Genomic DNA, 19,529 nt, shown 5'->3' with positions numbered 1-19,529 from the left:
ATCCTTAATCACGACGGGCGCCTAGCCCATGGTGGCGAGTGGTGCGTCAAGTATCGCCGGGCTGAGTGTCCGGCCGTGATCAGAGCCTCTATCAGGCCTGACCTAGGGGCCCGGCTCGTTTTATGACGGAACGGATTGACTTCATCGGCAACCACCCGATGCCAGAAGCACACATCGACCGGCGCCCCCTATAGCGTTGCCCGACGATATTCTGGATAGCCCCGGCGTCATGGCGACGGCTTCAAGCATAGCGGTGCCTGACGATCTTGGTCTACCAAGATCGCCTATACTCTTTCTTGGCCATGCCTGGGTGGAGTCCATCCATTGGGAGGTCACGAAACGCTGGTGGGACCAAAGTCCGCATCTGACAGTGGAGAGCCTTGTGCAGGCGGTGGACTGGCAAAAAGAGAGGCTTCTAGGAAGTGTTTTTGAGCGATTGGACGGCAATACCATTATCGAACGGTGGTAAAAGTGAAGCCAAATCTAACCGGCAATGAAGTCACCACGCCCATAAATGTCAGTCCGACCGAAGACGGCAGCTTCAATGTCACATGATTCAATAACCAAGGACGGCAGCCAGAATGATAAGCGCGGCGGCGGCATCAAATGGGCTTAGGCCGAAGAGCGCCGAAGCACGGTGAACCTCCTGCCTGGTTGCGCCTTACATCATCGAAGGGGTCCAGCAAAACGACCCGGCGGCTGTATGCTTATCCCGGCGCCAAACATAAATAACAAAGCGCAAGGGTTACCGATTGAAAATGACACCGGTTTCCTATAGGCTCGATTTAAACCGATCACCCGTCAAAGGGGGCCAAAAGGCCGGATCACGCAACAAAAGCAAACGGGGAATAAGTGAATACGTCCAGAGTCATCCTGGACCAGGTCACCAAGTCTTTCAGCGGCCATGATGTCATCAAGGGCGTCTCGCTGGAAGTCAAAAAGGGTGAACTGGTCGTCTTCGTCGGCCCGTCGGGCTGCGGAAAATCCACCCTGCTGCGCCTGATCGCCGGGCTGGAAACACCCACCAGCGGCCGCATCGAGATCGCCGGGGAGAACGTCACCTATGCCCATCCGTCGAAGCGCGGCGTGGCCATGGTTTTCCAGTCCTACGCCCTCTATCCACACATGACAGTGGAGGACAATATCGGCTTCGCCCTGCGCATCAAGGGGATGCCGCGCGCCGAGATCAAGCTGAAAGTCCGGGCCGTCGCCGAAACCCTGCAACTGGGCCACCTGCTGCACCGTCTGCCCAAGGCGCTCTCCGGCGGGCAAAGACAGCGCGTCGCCATCGGTCGCGCCATGGTGCGCGAACCCGATGTCTTCCTGTTCGACGAACCCCTGTCCAATCTCGACGCCTCCCTGCGCGGCCAGATGCGGGTGGAAATCGCCGGCCTGCACGCCCGCCTGGGCGCCACCTCGGTTTACGTTACGCACGATCAGGTCGAGGCCATGACCCTGGCCGACAAGATCGTGGTGCTGAATGGCGGCCGCATCGAGCAGGCCGGCCCGCCCATGGAACTGTACCGCCGCCCGGCCAACCTGTTCGTCGCCACCTTCATCGGCTCGCCCGGCATGAATATCCTGCCTGTGACGCTCGCCGGTGCGGACCGTGACCAGGTGACGGTCAACACGACGCAGGGGCCGATTACCTTGCCGCGCGTCAATGCGCGCGTAGTGGCTGGTGCGGAGGCCAGCCTCGGCCTGCGCCCGGAAAGCCTGTCGCTCACCACCGCCGGGCAGGGGCAGCTATCGGGCTATGTCAACCTGATCGAGCGGCTGGGCGGCGAAACCTTCGCCTATGTCGCGCTGAAAGGCTTCGAGGCGCCGCCGATCATTGTCCGGCTCGATGGCGAAGTTGATCTAAGGGTGCATGATGAGGTGCATCTGGCCATCGATGGCCAGCGCGCGCATCTCTTTGGCGCTGATGGCTTGGCACTCGGCCATGCGCCGGATACGAAGGAGCGCGACTGATGTCCGGCGCCTCCATCTATGCCAGCCGGCGGGCCGGGTCGCTCTATATCGCGCCCTTCGCCATCGGCTTTCTGCTGTTCACCGCCTTCCCGTTCATAGCCTCCTTCATCCTCAGCCTGACGGATGCAAGGCTTCAGGACCAGCTTGGCGACGCCCATTTCATTGGCTGGCACAACTATGCCGGCATGTGGGCGGACGCCACCTTCCGCAAGTCGCTCGGTGTCACCTTTTTCTATGTTTTCGTCACCGTACCGCTGAAACTAGCCTTCGCCCTGCTGATCGCCGTGGTGCTCAATTTCAAACTGCGCGGCATCGGCTTGTTCCGCACGGCTTTTTACCTGCCGTCGATCCTAGGCGGCAGCGTGGCCATTGCCGTGGTCTGGCGCTTCGTCTTTGCCAGCGACGGCCTGGTCAACCAGTTCCTGCATGGCGCGGGCTTCGGCGGGATCAACTGGCTGGGCGAACCATCGACCGCCATGTTTTCGATTATTCTTTTGCGCCTGTGGCAGTTCGGCTCGGCCATGGTCGTGTTTCTGGCCGGGCTGAAAGCCATTCCCGAAGACCTCTACGAGGCCGCCGATCTCGACGGTGCCTCGCGCCTGCGCCAGTTCTGGATGATTACCTTGCCTCTGCTGACGCCGGTGCTGTTCTTCAACTTCATCATGCAGATCGTGCAGGCGTTTCAGGAGTTCAACGGCCCCTACATCATTACCGGTGGCGGGCCGATGAAATCGACCTACCTGCTGCCGCTGATGATCTATGAAGAAGCCTTCAAATACTTCAATCTCGGTTACTCCTCGGCACTATCCTGGGTGCTGTTCGTCATCATCGCCCTGTTCACGGCCCTGGCCTTCTGGTCGCAGCGCTTCTGGGTGTTTTACGCCCAGGAACGCAGCGATAAAGGAGGCCATTGATGAGCGCGACCTCCATCCACGGCTGGCGCCGCCAACTGCCCTTGATCAACGCCTTTATCCGCTACGGCCTGCTGATCGGCATTGGCTTCCTGATGCTCTATCCGCTGTTCTGGATGATCGGCGGGGCCTTCAAGAACAATCATGAAATCTTCGCCTCGCCGGGCTTCATTCCGGCCCACCCGACGACGGACGGCTTCACAAAAGGCTGGAAGACCTCGACCGAATACACCTTCACCACCTACCTGCTGAACACGATGAAGATCGTCATCCCCAAGGTGATTCTGACGGTGATTTCGTCCGTCATCGTCGCCTACGGGTTCGCACGCTTCGCCATTCCCGGCCGCAAGCTGCTGTTCGCGCTTTTGATGGCGACTGTGCTGCTGCCAAAATCGGTTTTGTTGATCCCGCAATACCTGATGTTCCGCGAATTCGGCTGGCTCGACACCTATCTGCCGCTCTACATTCCGCAGGCTTTTGCGGTCGAGGGCTTCTTTGTTTTCCTCATCATCCAGTTCATGCGCAGCCTGCCGGTCGATATGGAAGAAGCGGCGGTAATGGATGGTTGCAACTCGTTTCAGGTGCTGACCCTGATAGTCTGCCCGGTCATCCTGCCGGCGATCATTTCAGTGGCCCTGTTCCAGTTCATGTGGAGCATGAACGACTTTTTGCAGCCGCTGATCTATCTGTCGAGCGTCGAGAAATATCCGGTGGCGCTGGCGCTCAAGATGTCGATCGACGTGACCGAAGCGACGTCATGGAACGAGATCCTCGCCATGTCGGTTATCGCGCTGGCGCCGTCGCTGATCCTGTTCTTCGTGGCCCAGAAATACTTCGTCGAGGGCGTGACCTCCGGGGCGGTGAAAGGATGACCGCGCCCGTTACACGCCGCACCGCGCTTACTGGTCTTGGGGCCAGTCTGGGGGGCGCACTGGCCGCCTGTTCTCCGCGCACCGCACCCGGCCCAAAACGCCAGGTCACCCTGCGCATGAGCTGGTGGGGCGGGGCCTCGGCGCATAAGGCGACGCTTGAGGCCCTGCACCTCTTCATGCAGCGCTATCCGCATATCGAGGTGCGCGGCGAATATACCGGCTTCCTTGGCCACCTGGAGCGCCTGACGACCCAGATCGCCGGCCACACCGCGCCCGACCTGATGCAGATCAACTGGTACTGGCAGGTGCTGTTTTCGCGTGATGGAAAAGGCTTCTACGATCTCAACAGGCTGTCAAAAGAGATCGATTTTTCGCAGTACGACGCCCGCACCCTCGGCATGGGCGAGCGCAACGGACACCGCAATGCCCTTTCGGTCGGCAATGCGGCGCGGCTGTTCTATTTCAACCGCACCACCTACGACAAGGCGCGTCTGGCCCTGCCGGCTTCCTGGGAAAGCCTGCTCGCCGCCGGGCCCAAAATGCGTGATGCTCTGGGAGATGCCTATTACCCGATCGACGGCACCTTCCAGGACTTCATCGCCATGGCGCGGTCGCGCATCGTGCAAAAAACCGGCAAGGCTCTGGTCGATGATGTCAATAAGCGTCTCAACTGCACGGCTGAGGACATCGCCGAAATGGCCCGGCTCTATGCCGGACTGACGCGCGACCATTCCCTGCCGGCGGCCCGCGTCCGCGCCGCCTTCGGTAATGTGGCCCAGCAGGAAATGCGGCCGTGGATCAACGGCCAGTTCGCCGGCTGCTACCTGTGGAACTCCTCCATCGACAAGTTTACCGATACGCTCAGGCCGGGCGAGCACGTCGAACTGGCCTCCTATCCGCTGATCCCCGGCGCCACGGACGCCGGCCTGCTCTACCGCCCGGCCATGATGTTCGCCATCAACCACCAGACGCCGCATCCGCAGGAAACCGCCCTGCTGCTTAATTTCCTGATGAACGATCCGGTCGGGGTGCGCGCCATGGGCCTGAGCCGCGGCGTGCCCTCCTCGGCCATCGCCCGCCGCACCCTGACGGAAGACGGCCTGATGACCGGTCTGAAGCGCGACAGCGAGGCTGAGCTGGCGCGACTGCCGATCACCGTGCTGGAGAGCCCGTGGTTCGAGCATCCGCGCGTGCGTGACGGTTTCCAGGACATTCTCGAAATGCAGGGCTATGGCGTCATCGATGAAGAGACGGCAAGCCGGCGGCTTTATGACGACATCAACGCTATACTGACGCGCGTGATCCGATGACGCTTTCCGTCACTGCCGTCCTGCCGACCGCGCTGGCTCTGGAACTGGCCAATGGACACTGCTTCCGCAGCCCGGCGCCACATCATGTCCGGCTGGATGGTGTCGAGGCCCTGGCGACCGACCGCAACAGCTTCACCCTGCGCGGCCTGAAAAGCGATACGGCATACCACATCGAGGTGGAAAGCGGCGGTCGGACCCACAGCCTGACGGTTCGCACAAAACCGCTCACCGCCGTGCTCGATCCGCGCGTTTTCGGCGCAAAGGGCGACGGCGTAAGCGACGACACCCGCGCCTTGCAGGCCACTCTCTCCGCCTGTCCGCCGGATGGGCTGGTGCGGCTAGATAGTGGCGATTTCGTTTCTGGACCGCTGTTCCTGAAGAGTCGGACGCGGCTGGAGGTCACGCGCGGCGCCAGTCTTCTGGGCCTGCGCGACATGGCGTCTTGGCCTGTGCTGCCGGCCACCCTGCCCGGTCCTGGGGGCGTACCGGCCTTTCTCGGTTCATGGGAGGGTGAGCCACTGACCTGCCATGCCGCTCTGCTGAATATCCTGTCAGCGGAAGATGTGATGATTTACGGCGAGGGTCTGATTGACGGCCGCGCCGGTTTCGATACCTGGTGGTCGGTGGATCGCATCGCCGATGAGAAGCGACCGGAGCGCGGCGCTCTCCCCGGCGGCAATGCCACCGGCTGGCGCCCCCGCCTGATCTATGCCGTCGATAGCCGTGACCTGGTCTTCGAAGGCGTCACGCTGGCAAACAGCCCGTCATGGACCCTGCATCCGCTGCACTGCACCAATGTGCGCGCCGTCAACCTGTCGATCACCGCCTCTGCCGACAGCCCCAATACCGACGGCCTCAATCCGGAAAGCTGCACAGGTGCGACCATTGCCGGCGTTCACTTTACTGTTGGCGACGACTGCATTGCGCTGAAGTCCGGCAAGCTCGGCATGGCCAGGCAAGCCCTGCGCCCGACGCGTGATGTCACCATCTCCAACTGCCATATGCAGGACGGTCACGGCGCCGTGGTCATCGGTTCGGAAATGGCCTCAGGCGTTTACGATGTCCGGGTGCAAGACTGTTTGTTTACCGGCACCGACCGGGGAATGCGCGTCAAGACCCGGCGTGGACGCGGCAAGAACGCCATTGTGCGCAATATTGCCTTCGACAACATCCATATGGAAGACGTCGGCACGCCTTTTGTCATCAACAGCTTCTACTGGTGCGATCCGGACGGAAAAAGCGATTACGTCGGCAATACAAATCCCCTGCCGGTCGATGACGGCACGCCCTCGCTTGGCGGCTTTACGCTCAGCCACATCCACTGCACCGGCATCCGGCTGGCGGCGGCCTGGCTGCTCGGCCTGCCGGAACAGCCGATCGACGGCATCACTATAGAGGACTTTTCCGTGCGCTATGCCGCCGATGTCACCCCCGAACCACCCGACATGGCCGCCGCCATCCCCGCCGTGGCACGCCGGGGAATCCATATCAGCCACGCCCGCCATCTCCGCCTCGACTGTATCGATATCGCCGGCCAGGACGGCGAAACTATCACACTGGAGTCCGTATCGTGATCGTCATCCCGAAAATCCCCGAAGATGTCGCCAGGGCGCCGCTGCAACGCGCCTTCCACTTGGGGAATGGCACGATCCGCACCTTGTCGGCCTTCGGTGCGCAGGTGCCCGTGTTCATTGAGTCCTATATCCGAAGCTGGAAACCCTACAAGGATGCCTGGAATTACGAGGACGGCATGATCTGGCTGGGCGCGCTCGATCTTTATGATGCCACCCATGACATGGCCCTGCTCGATTTTGTCCGCACCGAAGCCGAACGCCGCATCACGCCCGAAGGCGTCATGACGACCTTCGATTCCGCTGACTACAATATCGACAATATCCACGCCGGACGCATCCTGCCGCGTCTTTATGCCTTGACCGGTGATGAACGTTATCGCCGCGCCATGGACCGGCAGTTTTCCCAGTTGCTGACCCATCCGCGCACGCAATCCGGCAATTACTGGCACAAGCAGATCTATCCGTGGCAGGTCTGGCTGGATGGTCTTTACATGGCCCAGCCTTTCCAGACCGCCTATGCCCAAGCCGCCGGCAAGCCGGACCTGTTCGCTGATACGGTCCGCCAGTTCCTCGCCGTCGAGACCAATCTGAAAGCCGAAAGCGGCCTTTATCACCATGGCTGGGACGAATCGCACGCCGAACGCTGGGCCGATCCGGTCACCGGCCGTTCGCCCTGCGTCTGGAGCCGCGCCATGGGCTGGTGGGTCATGGCCCTGGCCGATGTCTGCGAGGCGGCGGAGGGTTTTGACGGCCGCGACGACATCGCCCGCCTACTGCGGGAGAGCCTCGATGCTCTGCGGCGGGCGCGCAAACCGGGCGGCCTGTGGTATCAGGTCGCCGATCAGGGCGGCCGCGCCGGCAATTACGAAGAGGCGTCAGCCTCATTGATGATCGCCTACGCCCTGATGAAGGCTGAGCGGCTGGGAGTCGCGGAAACCGCCGCCGAGGGCCTGTCCGCCCTGCGGATGATCTGCGATCGCTTCGTCACGCCCTCCGCGCTCGAAGGCATTTGTGGCGTGGCGGGGCTTGGTAATACACCCTATCGTGACGGCTCTTACGCCTATTACCTGTCGGAAAAGATCACGCCCAATGATCCCAAGGGTGTCGGGGCGTTGATGATGGCGCTCTCCGAAGCGGGGCCTCTGACCGCCAAACCATAACCCTTACGAAAAACGCGGACTCAACTATGGCAAAATTATCGCAGTTTTGACAGAACGGTGATTTTTAATGCCACCGGTGTCATTCTTTGCCGCCGCAGGGCTTGCCAGTGCAAAATTTCTATGTCTAGCTGTTGAACATCGACGTTATGCGGATCCTGTGCGGTTCGATGACACCGGTGTCAATTTATAAGCCGAAGCGGAGGCCAAAAGCCTTCCATTCATACGAACAGCCGGGTGAGAGCCCGGACTGTTGGCAAAACGGGGAGTAAAAACCGATGCTGAAACCGACCGACGCCCGAACTGCGTCCACATTCACCAAAGCCCTCGCTCTGAGCGCGTCCGTCGCCGCCATTATCCTGGCCGCAGGCGGTCTGTACGTCGCGCCTGCCATGGCCCAGGATGCGGCGCCGGCAGCCGCGCCTACGGCCGCACCCGCCGATGACTCGACCCTTGTCATCGTCACCGGCTTCCGGGGTTCGCTGCAAACCGCCATCAGCGAAAAGAAGCGCTCCACCGACATGATCGACGTGATCAAGTCGGAAGATATCGGCCAGTTCCCTGATCTCAACCTGGCCGAAAGCCTTCAGCGCATTCCCGGCGTTTCGATCGATCGTGACGGCGGCGAAGGCAAGCAGATCACAGTGCGCGGCCTCAATTCGGAATTTTCGCGCACCCGCCTGAACGGCCTGGAAGCCCTGGCCACCACCGGCTCCAAGGATTCCTCCGGCGGCACCAATCGCGGCCGCGGCTTCGACTTCAACGTCTTCGCCGCCGACCTGTTCAACTCGCTGACCGTGCGCAAGTCGCTGTCGGCCGAGATCGAGGAAGGCTCGCTGGGCGCCACGGTTGACCTGCAAACCGCCCGCCCCTTCGATTACAAGGGCTTCACCATGGCCGGCTCGCTCCAGGCCGGTTATAACGACGCCTCAAAACAGACCGAGCCACGCGGCACCTTCATGATTTCCAACCGCTGGGCCGATGGCAAGCTCGGCGCCCTGCTCTCGGTGGCTTACGGCACCCGCACCGTAATCGAGGATTCGACCAACACCACGCGCTGGGAAAATGCCTATGCCAACGGCAATGCCGGCCGGATCGGCAGCTACAGCACCGATGGCGGCCAAACCTTCATCCCCGTCAAACCGTGTATCAATAACTCGGCCAATCAGTGCAATACAACTGAAACCAATTCCAAGAACCCGGTCCTGACCGATCCGGAAGCGCTGAAAATCAGCCATGCGCTGCATCCGCGCATTCCGCGCTACAACCACTTTGAAACCGATCAGGAACGTCTGGGCATCACCGCCGCCTTCCAGATGCGCCCGAACCCCAATACCCTGTTCACCCTGGAAGGCATGTATGCCACCTTCGGTTCCAACCGCGATGAATGGGAAATCGAAGGCATCTCCTTCAGCCGCACCGGCGCCGGCTTCCCGAAATCCTCAGTCTACGACTATACGATCGATAATGAAGGCACCATGACCAAGGCGTCGTTCAACGATGTCGATATCCGCGCCGAACACCGCTATGATGAACTGAAAACCACCTTCCAGCAGCTCAACCTGACCTGGGATCAGAACTGGGGCGATCGCCTCACCTCCAAGCTGCTGATCGGTGCTTCGGATTCGCTGCAGGACAACCCCGAACAGACGACCTTCACGTTCGAATCCTACAATGTCGATGGCTACAGCTACGACTATTCGGACATGACGCATCCGGTCTTCAACTACGGCACGTCCTCGACCGGCTGCTCGCCAGATCAGGCCTGCTACTGGACCTATTCCAGCAGCAAGACCAATGGCGACGCCTCGCTGATCCGCCTGCGCCCGCAGTCGGTGGAAAACAGCTTCGCCACGGCCAAGCTCGACCTGAAATACGAACTGACCGACAATATCGACATCAAGTTCGGCGCCTCCAGCAAGAAGTACGAATTCACATCGATCGAATATGGCCGTTATACAACCGATCCGCTGACCAGGGTTGAGGACGCCTCCGGTGCCATTGTCAGTGCGATCAACAGCGATATAGCCGGCTATTCCGAGACAGTCACGGTGGGCGGCAACACCTATCTGATCCCCAATCTGGACAAGATCCGCGATACTTTCGACTATAACTGCAACTGCTCCAACGCTTACGGCGACTTCAAGGTGAACACGACCAACTCGTCTTCACGCGCCGGTAACCGCAATGCCGAGGAAGTCGATACGGGCTACTATCTCCAGGCCGACTTCAAGGGCCAACTCGGGTCCATGCCGTTCCGCGGCAATATCGGCACGCGTGAGGTACGCACCCGCACGACCGTCAGCGGTTATGTCGGCACGTCGGCGGGCTCTAAACTGACCACCATCCATCGCAGCTACACCGACAGCCTGCCGTCGATGAACGTGATGATCGAACCGCTGGAAAATGTCTATGTCCGCTTTGCAGCCGCCAAGACCATGGCGCGCCCCACCCTGCTGTCCATGACGCCGGGCGGCGGTTCGATCAGCACCACCAACAAGACCATCACCACCGGCAATCCTTATCTTGACCCGACTCGCGCCAATACCATGGACCTCTCCGTCGAATGGTATCCGGATAAGGACAGCCTGTTCACGGTCGGACTGTTCGAGAAGGATCTGAAGAGCTACATCCAGTCACGCGCCCAGAACTTCAAGCTGAGCGAACTGGGCTATAACTATGCCGACCTGGGTGAAACCAGCGATGTCGAATACCTGGTGACCACGCCCGTCAACACGCCGGGCGGCAAGCTGAAGGGCTTTGAAATCAACCTTCAGAAACCCTTCACCTTCCTGCCGGGCTTCCTGAGCCACACGGGCGGTATCCTGAACTACACCCACGTCGAGTCGAAGATCCAGTACTATACCTCGGCCAGCGCCACCACAACGACCGAAGCCGATCTGCTGGGCCTGTCGCCGGAAGCCTGGAACGCCACCCTCTATTATGAAGGCGAAAAGCTGTCCGGCCGCGTCGCCGCTTCTTACCGCGACGGCTATCTGTCCCAGCTTTCCCCTGGCTCCTCGGCTGATTTCTGGGGCAAGCACAAGACGCTCAACTTCGATGCGCAAATGACCTATAAGATCAACAAGCAACTGACCCTGGTCCTGGAAGGCATCAACCTGACCAACGAACCGGATGACCGTTACATCGCCTACAACACGGCTCAGGGCAATACCGCCCAGAACCTGCTGTACGATTACGGCACGTCGGGCCGCCAGTACTATCTCGGCCTGCGTTACAAGTACTAAAGTTACCTCCTCACTGTCATGACTGGGGCGCCGGAGTCATCCGGCGCCCCCTTTTTATGAGCGGGGATGTTTTTGAAGGAGAGGTCATGCCGAAAGCCAGCCGCCGCGACGCCCTGAAATCAGCCGGACTGGGCGCCCTGCTTTTCGGCCTGCCCGCCGGCGGCGATGCCGCTCCGTTGACAGCGGCACGCGGCGTGGAAGGCCAGCGTCGGGCCGATCTTGGCGACGGCACCTTCCTCAATCCGATCATGGCCGGTGACCATCCCGATCCGTCGATCCTGAAGGACGGCGCTGACTATTACATGACCTTCTCGACCTTCGAAGCCTATCCCGGCCTGATCATCTGGCATTCGCGTGACCTGGTGAACTGGCAGCCGGTAACGGCGGCGCTGACCCGCAATATCGGCTCGGTCTGGGCGCCGGAACTGTGTAAACATAAGGACCGCTATTACCTCTACATCCCGACAAAACAGACGAAGGCGCCGGGCAGCCGGACTACCTCCTGGGTCATCTGGGCCGATGATATCACGGGACCATGGTCGGAGCCGGTCGATCTCAACCTGCCTGACCATATCGATCCGGGCCATGCAGTTGGCGAAGACGGTTCGCGCTGGCTTTTCTTAAGCGGCGGTGACCGGGTGCGGCTGGCCGATGATGGCTTATCAACCCTCGGCGCGCCGGAGCATGTCTATGATCCGTGGCACTATCCCGAAGACTGGGATGTGGAAAGCTTTTCCCCGGAAGGGCCGAAAGTCACCCGTCATGGCGAGTATTATTACCTGATCCTGGCCGTGGGCGGCACGGCGGGACCACCCACCGGCCATATGGTCATCGCGGCGCGGTCACACTCGATCAATGGCCCGTGGGAACAGCATCCGCGCAATCCGCTGGTCCATACCGCCTCGCTTGCGGAAAAGTGGTGGTCGCGCGGCCATGCCACCCTGGTGGAAGGCCCTAAAGGCGACTGGTGGGGCGTTTATCACGGATATGAAAACGGCTTCTGGACCCTGGGAAGACAAACCCTGCTGGCGCCGGTCACCTGGAGCGCCGACGGCTGGTTCGATTTCGTCGGCGGCGACCTGTCGCAACCGATAAGCAAGCCTCTCCCCGACCCGGCCACGCCGCACGGCCTGGCGCTTTCCGATGATTTCACCACCGAAAAATACGGCCGGCAATGGAATTTCTTCAATCCGGCCGCCGATGAAACCGGCCGCCTCCGCCGCGAAAACGGCGTCCTCCATCTGGCGGCGCGCGGTGAAACGCCATCCTCTTCCGCGCCGCTGCTGTGCGTCGCCGGCGACCAGGCATACGAATTCGAGTGCGATATCGAGATCGATCCGGACGCCCGCGCCGGCCTGCTGCTGTTCTATGATTCCAACCTCTATTGCGGGCTGGGGTTCGATGAAAAGACCTTCATCACCCATCAGTACGGCATCGAGCGCGGACGCCCCGCCAATCCTCATGGCCGCCGGATGAAACTGCGCGTCCGCAACAACCGCCACATTGTCAGTTTCCATACATCGGCGGACGGTCAGAACTGGACGCGCTTCGATCGCGGCATGGAGGTTTCCGGCTACCACCATAATGTGCGCGGCGGCTTCCTGATGCTGCGCCCCGGCCTCTATGCCGCCGGCAAGGGCGAGGCCCGTTTCCGCAACTTCACCTACAGGGCGCTTTGATATGAAATCTCTCCTCGCCACCCTGGCCTTCGCCTGTTTTGCCACTACGGCGCATGGTCAGACCCTGACACCGGCTGACGCCGAGGCGCGCACCCAGACCAAGCAGATCAGCGCTGTCAGGGTGATACTGGTCGGGGATTCGACGACGGCGGTGCAAAGCGGCTGGGGCAGTGCCTTCTGCGCCGATCACCTGACGTCGTTTGCCGCCTGCATCAACCTGGCGCGCGGCGGCCGCTCCAGCTTCAGTTACCGCGCCGAAGGGTCATGGGATATCGCCCTGGCCGAGATCAAATCCGGCGGCTATGCCAAAACCTGGGTGCTGATCCAGTTCGGCCATAACGACCAGCCCGGCAAGCCAGGCCGTTCCACCGACCTGAAGACCGAGTTTCCCGCCTTTATCCGGCAATATGTCAGCGAAGCCCGCGCCGCTGGCGCCATTCCGTTGCTGGTCACCCCTCTGACGCGGCGCAGCTTCAGGGACGGCCAGCTAGATGACGATCTGGCGCCCTGGGCGGCGGCCACGCGCCAGGTGGCTGCCGACATGAATGTGCCTCTGGTCGATCTCCATGCCCGCAGCCGTGACGTGGTGCAGGCGCTGGGACCGCTTCAGGCTATGGCTCTGGCGCAGGTGCCACCGCCACCCGAAGTCGTGGCGGCTGCCGGTACGGGCACCACCATTGCCGCCGCCAAGCCACCAGCCGCTCCACCGACACCGGCCTTTGATCAGATGGCCTTCGCCAAACAGGCTTTCGATTATACGCACCTGGGCAAGACAGGCGCCGACCTGATTTCCGGCCTTGTCAGCGAGGAACTGGCCCAAAAAGTGCCTGATCTGCGTCCGTATATTATTCCTTAGGAGTGCCACCATGAAATTACGCCTTCCCGTCCTTTCCATCATGACTGTACTCCTTGCCGCGCCTGCCTTCGCCGCAGTCGTCGGCGTCAATACCGCGGCTCAGGCGATCACCGCCGAGCGCATCAACACCCTGCCGCCGGAAGCGCAGCCGGCCTGGCGGACCTATCTCGACCGCTCCGTGGCGCAGATGGCCGCCGATCGCGCCGCCCTGGCCGCCGAAGGGGCGCCGGGCCATTTCGCGCCTGTCAAAATGCGCGGCGACAGTGAGAAGACCATGCCGCTCGACCGCCCGCCTGAGTGGTACGCCACGCCGGAAGCCCGGCATATCGCTGATGTTATTGTCAGTTTCCAGACCCCCGCCGGCGGCTGGAGCAAGAACCAGTCACGCGACGGCGCCCTGCGTGTGCCCGGCCAGCCCTGGGCCGGAGACAATAATTCGCATTTCGCCGCGCCGGGCGATTTCGATCTCGCGCGTGATGAACACTGGCACTATGTCGGCACGCTCGATAACGACGCCACCATCACCGAACTTCAGTTTCTGGCGCGCGTCATCACGGCCCTGCCCGGCGCTGACAGCCAAGCCTATCGCACCGCTTTTGACAAGGGCGCGGCCTATCTGTTCAACGCCCAGTTCCCCAATGGCGGATGGCCGCAGGTCTGGCCGCTGGAAGGCGGTTATCATGACGCCATCACCTTCAATGACGACGCCCTGGTCCATGCCGCCTTACTGATGTCGGATATAGCCTCTGGCAATGGTGATTACGCTTTCGTGCCGGAGGCCACACGCCAGAAGGCCGCCGAAGCGCGTAACCGCGCCATCGCCTGCATCCTGACCACGCAGGTGCGCGTGAATGGCCATCGCACCGTCTGGGGGCAACAACACGATGCTCTCACCGAATTACCGGTGGCGGCGCGCAATTTCGAGCCTGACGCCCTTTCCAGCGCCGAAAGCGCCAGCCTGCTCGTCTATCTGATGACACTGCCCGATCCGTCGCCGCAGGTCGTGGCGGCCGTGCATGACGGCGTCAAATGGCTGCATGGGTCAGCGCTGCATGATGTCGCCTGGACCGATGGCGGCGACAAGGCCGCCGGCCGCAAGCTGATCTCCAGCCCCGGCGCGCCCGACCTGTGGGCACGCTATTACGTGTCGGCCACCGGCAAACCGATCTTCGGCGACCGCGACAAGACCCTGCACGATGATGTCAACGAAATCAGCGTGGAGCGCCGTAACGGCTATGCCTGGTTCAATACCGCACCTTTGAAAGTCTTCAAGGCGTACACCAAATGGAGCCTCGTCCATCCGCAGGCCGCACAATGAACCGCCGCGAAAGCCTGAAACTCCTGGGCGCCTCTGCCGGCCTGATGGCCGCGCCCGCGCTCGCCCGGACAAGCAAACCGCAGGTCATGACACAGGCCGGACCGGTCATCGGGCAGGCAAAAGGCGGTGTCGATATCTTCCTCGGCCTGCGCTATGGCCAGGATACGACTAAAACGCGCTTCCGGCCGCCGGTGAAGCCGGAACCATGGACAAAACCCTATATCGCCGATCATTACGGCGCGGCGGCCCCACAAGCCGGCACGCCCGATCCTTACGGCCAAAGCGAAGACTGCCTGTTCCTCAATGTCTGGACGCCGCAAGCCAGCGCGCGCAAGCGGCGGCCGGTCATGGTCTATATCCACGGCGGCGCCTATAATACCGGCTCGGGCGGCAGCCCGCTTTATGACGCCACAAATCTGGCCCTGCGCGGCGATGTGGTGGTTGTGACCATCAATCACCGCCTGAACGCCTTCGGTTATCTCTATCTGGCGCGGCTGGAACACGAGGTCACGGGCGCGCCGGGACCGCTGGCCTTTTCCGGCAATTGCGGTCAGCTCGATATCCATCTGGCGCTCGAATGGGTGCGCGACAATATCGCCGCCTTCGGCGGCGATCCCGGTTGCGTAATGGTTTTCGGCCAGTCCGGTGGCGGCGCCAAGATCGCCACGATGATGGCGACACCCGCGGCCAGGGGCCTGTTTCACCGCGCCGCCACCATGAGCGGCCAACAGGTCACCGCCTCCGGTCCCGGCAATGCCACCCAACGCACGATAGCTTTCCTGGCTGCGCTGGACCTGAAGCCCGACGCCGAGGGCCTGGCGCAGGTACAGGCCCTGCCCATGGCTGACCTTGTGGCAGCGCTGAAGGCCAACGATCCGGTGATCGGCAAGGGCGGGCTTTATTTCGGCCCGGTGCTCGATGAAACGACCCTGTCCCGTCATCCCTTCTGGCCCGACGCGCCGTCACAATCCGCTGACATACCCATGATGATCGGCAATACGCACGACGAAACCCGCGCTTTCTTAAGCGGTGATCCGCACAATTTCGATCTGACCTGGGAAGAGCTGCCGGTAAAACTGCCGCCGCAATACCGCATCGATATCGACCCCTATGTGGTGATCGACACCTACCGCCGCCTCTATCCGCAGATGTCGCCATCAGATGTTTTCTTTGTGGCCACCACCGCCGGCAGATCGTGGCGCGGCGCGATCGAGGAACTGGAGGCCCGTGCGAAATCTGGCGCGGTCACCTATGCCTATCAGGTCGACTGGAAAACGCCGAAAGACGCCGGCCGGCTGGGCGCGCCGCACACCATTGATATTCCGCTGGTTTTCCGCACCACGGCCGTGGCTGACAGCATCACAACCGACAGCGCAGAGGCGCGCAGAATGGCCGATCTGTTCTCGGATGCTTTCATCGCCTTCGCCCGCTCAGGCTCGCCACAAACCGCCATCCTGCCGGACTGGAAGCCCTATTCGATGGAAAAGCGCGAAACAATGCTGATGGACCTGCCGCCGCAACTGGCGAATGATCCGCGCGGCGAGGAACGCAAACTCTTTGCTAAGGTGCCCTTTATCCAGCAGGGCACCTGAGAAAGTGTATCCGCAGATTACACAGATTACGCAGATTTTTCAGCGCTTAATAGGTATGATTGGAAAGTGATGGAGATTTGCTCTGGCGCAAAGCGCCATCACTTTTGAATGTTTTATGCACATCAGTCCGCCGGCAGATCTCTGAAAAATCTGCGTAATCTGCGGATACCCTTATTCTTCTGGTTATCTCAGTGCTTCGGATGGGACTTCGTGTATAGTGAGGCCCAGCCGGCCCTGGGGCTCATGTCATCGAGGTTCCAGTCGGCTTCCACGAAGGGCGCATCGGTGCGCTGATATTTCGGATAGCCGTAATAGTTCTGCGTTTCGGAATCGATGATCTCGCCGCGGCCCTCGGCCACATCCGACAGGATCTTGAAATCGACATCGTCACGGTCCCAGGGGCGGGCACCGACGGATTCGTAGATTTCGTCCTCCAGCCGCGCCGCCGGAATGATCGGCATATCCTCCGGGATGTAGGGCGTCTGCGCCTTGATGATTTTCGCCGAACCGGTGGTATAGCGACCGGTCTGCGCCACCGGTGTTCCATAGGGATCGACGGCGATATTGTCGCGCATGTACAGCGACACATCGCCATCGCCCCCCAGGCTGAACAGCGGCGTGGCGGTGACCGTATCCGGCCCTTGGCGATAAACATTGCCGATCAGGGTGATCATCCCGGTCTCGAACGGATGGGTTTCCCATTCATGGGCGATCAGGTTGTAATGAACCGCCTTCTGCCCCGGATTATAAATCATCGAATTGATCTCGGCGGCATGGACCCCGCCCTTGAACAGGGCGTTGCGCTCCTCGTTCGAGGCATAGAGATTGGCATAGAGCAGGATGCCCGTGGCGTTGTCATGGATCAGGCCGCCCTTGGAATGCTCGCCCTTGCCGTGGGTCGATTTCGCCAGTCCCTCATAGACCAGGTTATGGCTGTAGGTGATATTATGCGAGGTATTCTGCCGCCATTCGGTGATGTCCGCCCCCTTGAAGCGCGGCCCGGAGGCCGACAGATTCTCGTCGGTCGCCCAGGAGAAGCTGCAATGATCGACGATGACATTATACGCCCCGTTGGCGGACAGGCCATCGGCTTCCCAGCCGCTTTTCTTGGGGTGGCCGGCCTCGCCGGTGCGGACCATGATGTGCTGCACGATGACATCATGAGTGGCGATATTGAATTCGCCCTTGATAAAGGTGATGCCGGGCGATGGCGCGGTCTGGCCGGCAATGGTCAGGAAAGGATTTTTGATACGAATCGAGGCGCTGTCGAGATCGATGACGCCGCCGACTTCAAAGACCACGATGCGCGGCCCTTCGGCTTCCACCGCGGCGCGGAAGGAGCCCGGCCCGCTTTCATTGAGATTGGTGACGCGAAGAATGCGCCCCCCCTTGCCGCCCTGCGTGGCGCGCGCCCAGCCCAGGACATCATAGGTCGAGCGGTTCAGGTGAAAATCCGCTGTCGCCGGCGCCGCGGCCATTGCCGGAGGAACTTGGAATGGGGTAGCGAGAGCCATGACGCCGCACAGCCACAATATCTTATTGAAAGACATAGTGTTTCCTTCCTTTTAAACCCTGTTTCGACCCGTTTGGCCGTCTTCGGCTCGCCCGCTCGATTCCCTGCATGAAATCGATGCGTGACGTCCGCCTTATAATATGGTAACCGGTGTCATAAAGCTAATCGGCGCTCGTTGCAAGGGGCCGGATTCCGGGGAGGCGGGATGACGGAGACGATTGAAGCCTTTCTCGGCCGCGGCAGGAAGGCGACCATAAACGATGTGGCCCGGCTGGCCGGTGTCTCCAAAAAAACCGTTTCACGCGTCATCAACAACTCGCCCAGCGTCCATGCCCGGACCCGCGACGATATCGCCGAAATTATTACCCGTGTCGGTTTTCGCCCTGATCCGCAGGCGCGCGGCCTGGCTTTTCGCCGGGCTCTGCTGATCGGCCTGATCTACGACAATCCCAATGCCCAGTACATCGTCAACATGCAGATGGGCGCACTGGATCGCCTGCGTGGTTCAGGCATCGAACTGGTCGTCCATCCCTGTACCTGGCACAGTGAGACCTTCCTTTCCGAACTGCGCGACTTTCTGGAAAGCCAGCGGCCCTCCGGTGTTATCGTCCTGCCGCCGATCGCCGAGGATCGGCAGCTATTGGACCTGCTGGAGGAACTGAACGTGCCGCGTGTACGCGTGACGGCGCGCACCTCTGGCGATGGCAATGCCGCCATCGGACGGGAAATCGTGTCTTGCGATGATATCGGCTGCGCCGAGGCCGGCGCACACGTCGCCGGTCTCGGTCATCGTCGTATTGGCTATATCGGCGGCAACCCTGACTACCCCTCGGCCCATGTCCGCCGGCACGGTTTCGAAACCGGGCTGGCCGCGCACGGCGCCGCCATCGCGCCGGACCTCGATGAACCGGGAAATTACAGCTTCGAATCCGGCTATGCGGCGGCGAGACGCCTTCTGCGCCGGCCGGACCGCCCGACGGCGATCATCTGCGCCAATGACGAAATGGCCGCCGGTGCCTACAAGGCCGCTTTTGAAGCGGACCTGCGTATCCCCGGCGACCTCACCTTGATCGGTTTCGATGATGCGCCAATCGCCGATCGCCTGTCGCCGCCGCTGACGACGGTCCGCCTGCCGACGCGAGACATGGCGCGCATGGCCGCTGACCTGCTCGTCTCCCGGCCAGCGACCGCAGACCAGACCATGACGGTGCCTTCAGCCCTGATCGTGCGCGGTTCTTCGGGAGCGCCAAAGGCCGGCCTTTGAGGCCATGCCAGAATTGTATTGTCAAAACAAATGACACCGGTTACCAAAACGCATAAACAACAAGGCATCTAACGGAAAACGTCCGCATAAGCCTTTTCAAACGGGAATAAAACCATGTGTACCAGCCACTATGCCAAGACGCTCTACGCCACGCATCCGGATATGATGAAGGGGGCGGATAATGCCGATCTGCGCGACAAATACCTGATGACGGGCCTGTTTGCGCCCGACGCCGTAGTGCTGAACTACACCCATTTCGAGCGC

General features: G+C 61.1%; 13 protein-coding genes and 1 pseudogene. 13 read left to right on the top strand and 1 reads right to left on the bottom strand.

What is annotated here, in order from left to right; genetic code table 11:
* Positions 1 to 852: 852 nt before the first annotated feature.
* From BLO49_RS09170 to BLO49_RS09120, 11 genes are all read left to right on the top strand, one after another.
* On the top strand, positions 853 to 1,971 hold the full coding sequence (locus BLO49_RS09170; protein ID WP_090647456.1) for an ABC transporter ATP-binding protein: 1,119 nt from the start codon (positions 853 to 855) through the stop codon (positions 1,969 to 1,971).
* Positions 1,971 to 2,885, top strand: coding sequence for a carbohydrate ABC transporter permease (locus BLO49_RS09165; RefSeq protein WP_170828276.1), 915 nt, complete (start codon positions 1,971 to 1,973; stop codon positions 2,883 to 2,885). Before BLO49_RS09170 ends, BLO49_RS09165 begins: the two co-directional genes overlap by 1 nt.
* Positions 2,885 to 3,754: a carbohydrate ABC transporter permease gene (locus BLO49_RS09160; protein ID WP_090647453.1), complete on the top strand. Its 870-nt coding sequence runs from the start codon at positions 2,885 to 2,887 to the stop codon at positions 3,752 to 3,754. The genes BLO49_RS09165 and BLO49_RS09160 overlap by 1 nt, the downstream gene beginning before the upstream one ends.
* Positions 3,751 to 5,064 carry an ABC transporter substrate-binding protein gene (locus BLO49_RS09155; protein WP_170828275.1) on the top strand — a complete coding sequence of 438 codons (1,314 nt, stop codon included), beginning with the start codon at positions 3,751 to 3,753 and terminating at the stop codon, positions 5,062 to 5,064. The genes BLO49_RS09160 and BLO49_RS09155 overlap by 4 nt, the downstream gene beginning before the upstream one ends.
* Positions 5,061 to 6,638 carry a glycoside hydrolase family 28 protein gene (locus BLO49_RS09150; protein WP_090647448.1) on the top strand — a complete coding sequence of 526 codons (1,578 nt, stop codon included), beginning with the start codon at positions 5,061 to 5,063 and terminating at the stop codon, positions 6,636 to 6,638. The genes BLO49_RS09155 and BLO49_RS09150 overlap by 4 nt, the downstream gene beginning before the upstream one ends.
* Positions 6,635 to 7,798, top strand: coding sequence for a glycoside hydrolase family 88/105 protein (locus BLO49_RS09145; RefSeq protein WP_090647445.1), 1,164 nt, complete (start codon positions 6,635 to 6,637; stop codon positions 7,796 to 7,798). Before BLO49_RS09150 ends, BLO49_RS09145 begins: the two co-directional genes overlap by 4 nt.
* Before the next feature lie 275 nt (positions 7,799 to 8,073).
* The gene (locus tag BLO49_RS09140) at positions 8,074 to 11,043 is read left to right on the top strand and encodes a TonB-dependent receptor (protein WP_090647442.1); all 2,970 of its coding nucleotides are present in this window, start codon (positions 8,074 to 8,076) and stop codon (positions 11,041 to 11,043) included.
* A gap of 86 nt (positions 11,044 to 11,129) precedes the next feature.
* Complete coding sequence (locus BLO49_RS09135) at positions 11,130 to 12,722, top strand: family 43 glycosylhydrolase (protein ID WP_245678963.1); 1,593 nt, start codon at positions 11,130 to 11,132, stop codon at positions 12,720 to 12,722.
* A gap of 1 nt (position 12,723) precedes the next feature.
* Positions 12,724 to 13,578, top strand: coding sequence for a rhamnogalacturonan acetylesterase (locus BLO49_RS09130; RefSeq protein ID WP_090647436.1), 855 nt, complete (start codon positions 12,724 to 12,726; stop codon positions 13,576 to 13,578).
* A 10-nt stretch (positions 13,579 to 13,588) separates the two neighbouring features.
* A complete protein-coding gene (pelA, locus tag BLO49_RS09125; protein WP_090647434.1) occupies positions 13,589 to 14,896 on the top strand; it encodes a pectate lyase in 1,308 nt (435 codons plus the stop codon).
* Positions 14,893 to 16,488 carry a carboxylesterase/lipase family protein gene (locus BLO49_RS09120; RefSeq protein ID WP_090647429.1) on the top strand — a complete coding sequence of 532 codons (1,596 nt, stop codon included), beginning with the start codon at positions 14,893 to 14,895 and terminating at the stop codon, positions 16,486 to 16,488. The genes pelA and BLO49_RS09120 overlap by 4 nt, the downstream gene beginning before the upstream one ends.
* 188 nt (positions 16,489 to 16,676) lie before the next feature.
* Here BLO49_RS09120 and BLO49_RS09115 read toward each other — a convergent pair whose 3' ends face one another.
* Entirely contained in the window at positions 16,677 to 18,038 is a 1,362-nt protein-coding gene (locus BLO49_RS09115; RefSeq protein WP_245678962.1) for a pectate lyase family protein, read from the bottom strand.
* Positions 18,039 to 18,206: 168 nt separating this feature from the next.
* Between BLO49_RS09115 and BLO49_RS09110 the strand changes: the two genes are divergently transcribed.
* Both BLO49_RS09110 and BLO49_RS18605 read left to right on the top strand, forming a co-directional pair.
* Positions 18,207 to 19,265 (top strand): LacI family DNA-binding transcriptional regulator, encoded by a 1,059-nt coding sequence (locus BLO49_RS09110; RefSeq protein ID WP_090647427.1) that lies wholly within the window; start codon positions 18,207 to 18,209, stop codon positions 19,263 to 19,265.
* A gap of 114 nt (positions 19,266 to 19,379) precedes the next feature.
* Positions 19,380 to 19,529 (top strand): annotated as a pseudogene (locus BLO49_RS18605) (5-dehydro-4-deoxy-D-glucuronate isomerase); the annotation flags it as partial.

The sequence above is a fragment of the Asticcacaulis taihuensis genome (genome assembly GCF_900100255.1).
GTDB lineage: Bacteria > Pseudomonadota > Alphaproteobacteria > Caulobacterales > Caulobacteraceae > Asticcacaulis > Asticcacaulis taihuensis.
Note: the sequence above shows the minus strand (reverse complement) of the source record. Positions and strands in the feature narration are given on the sequence as shown.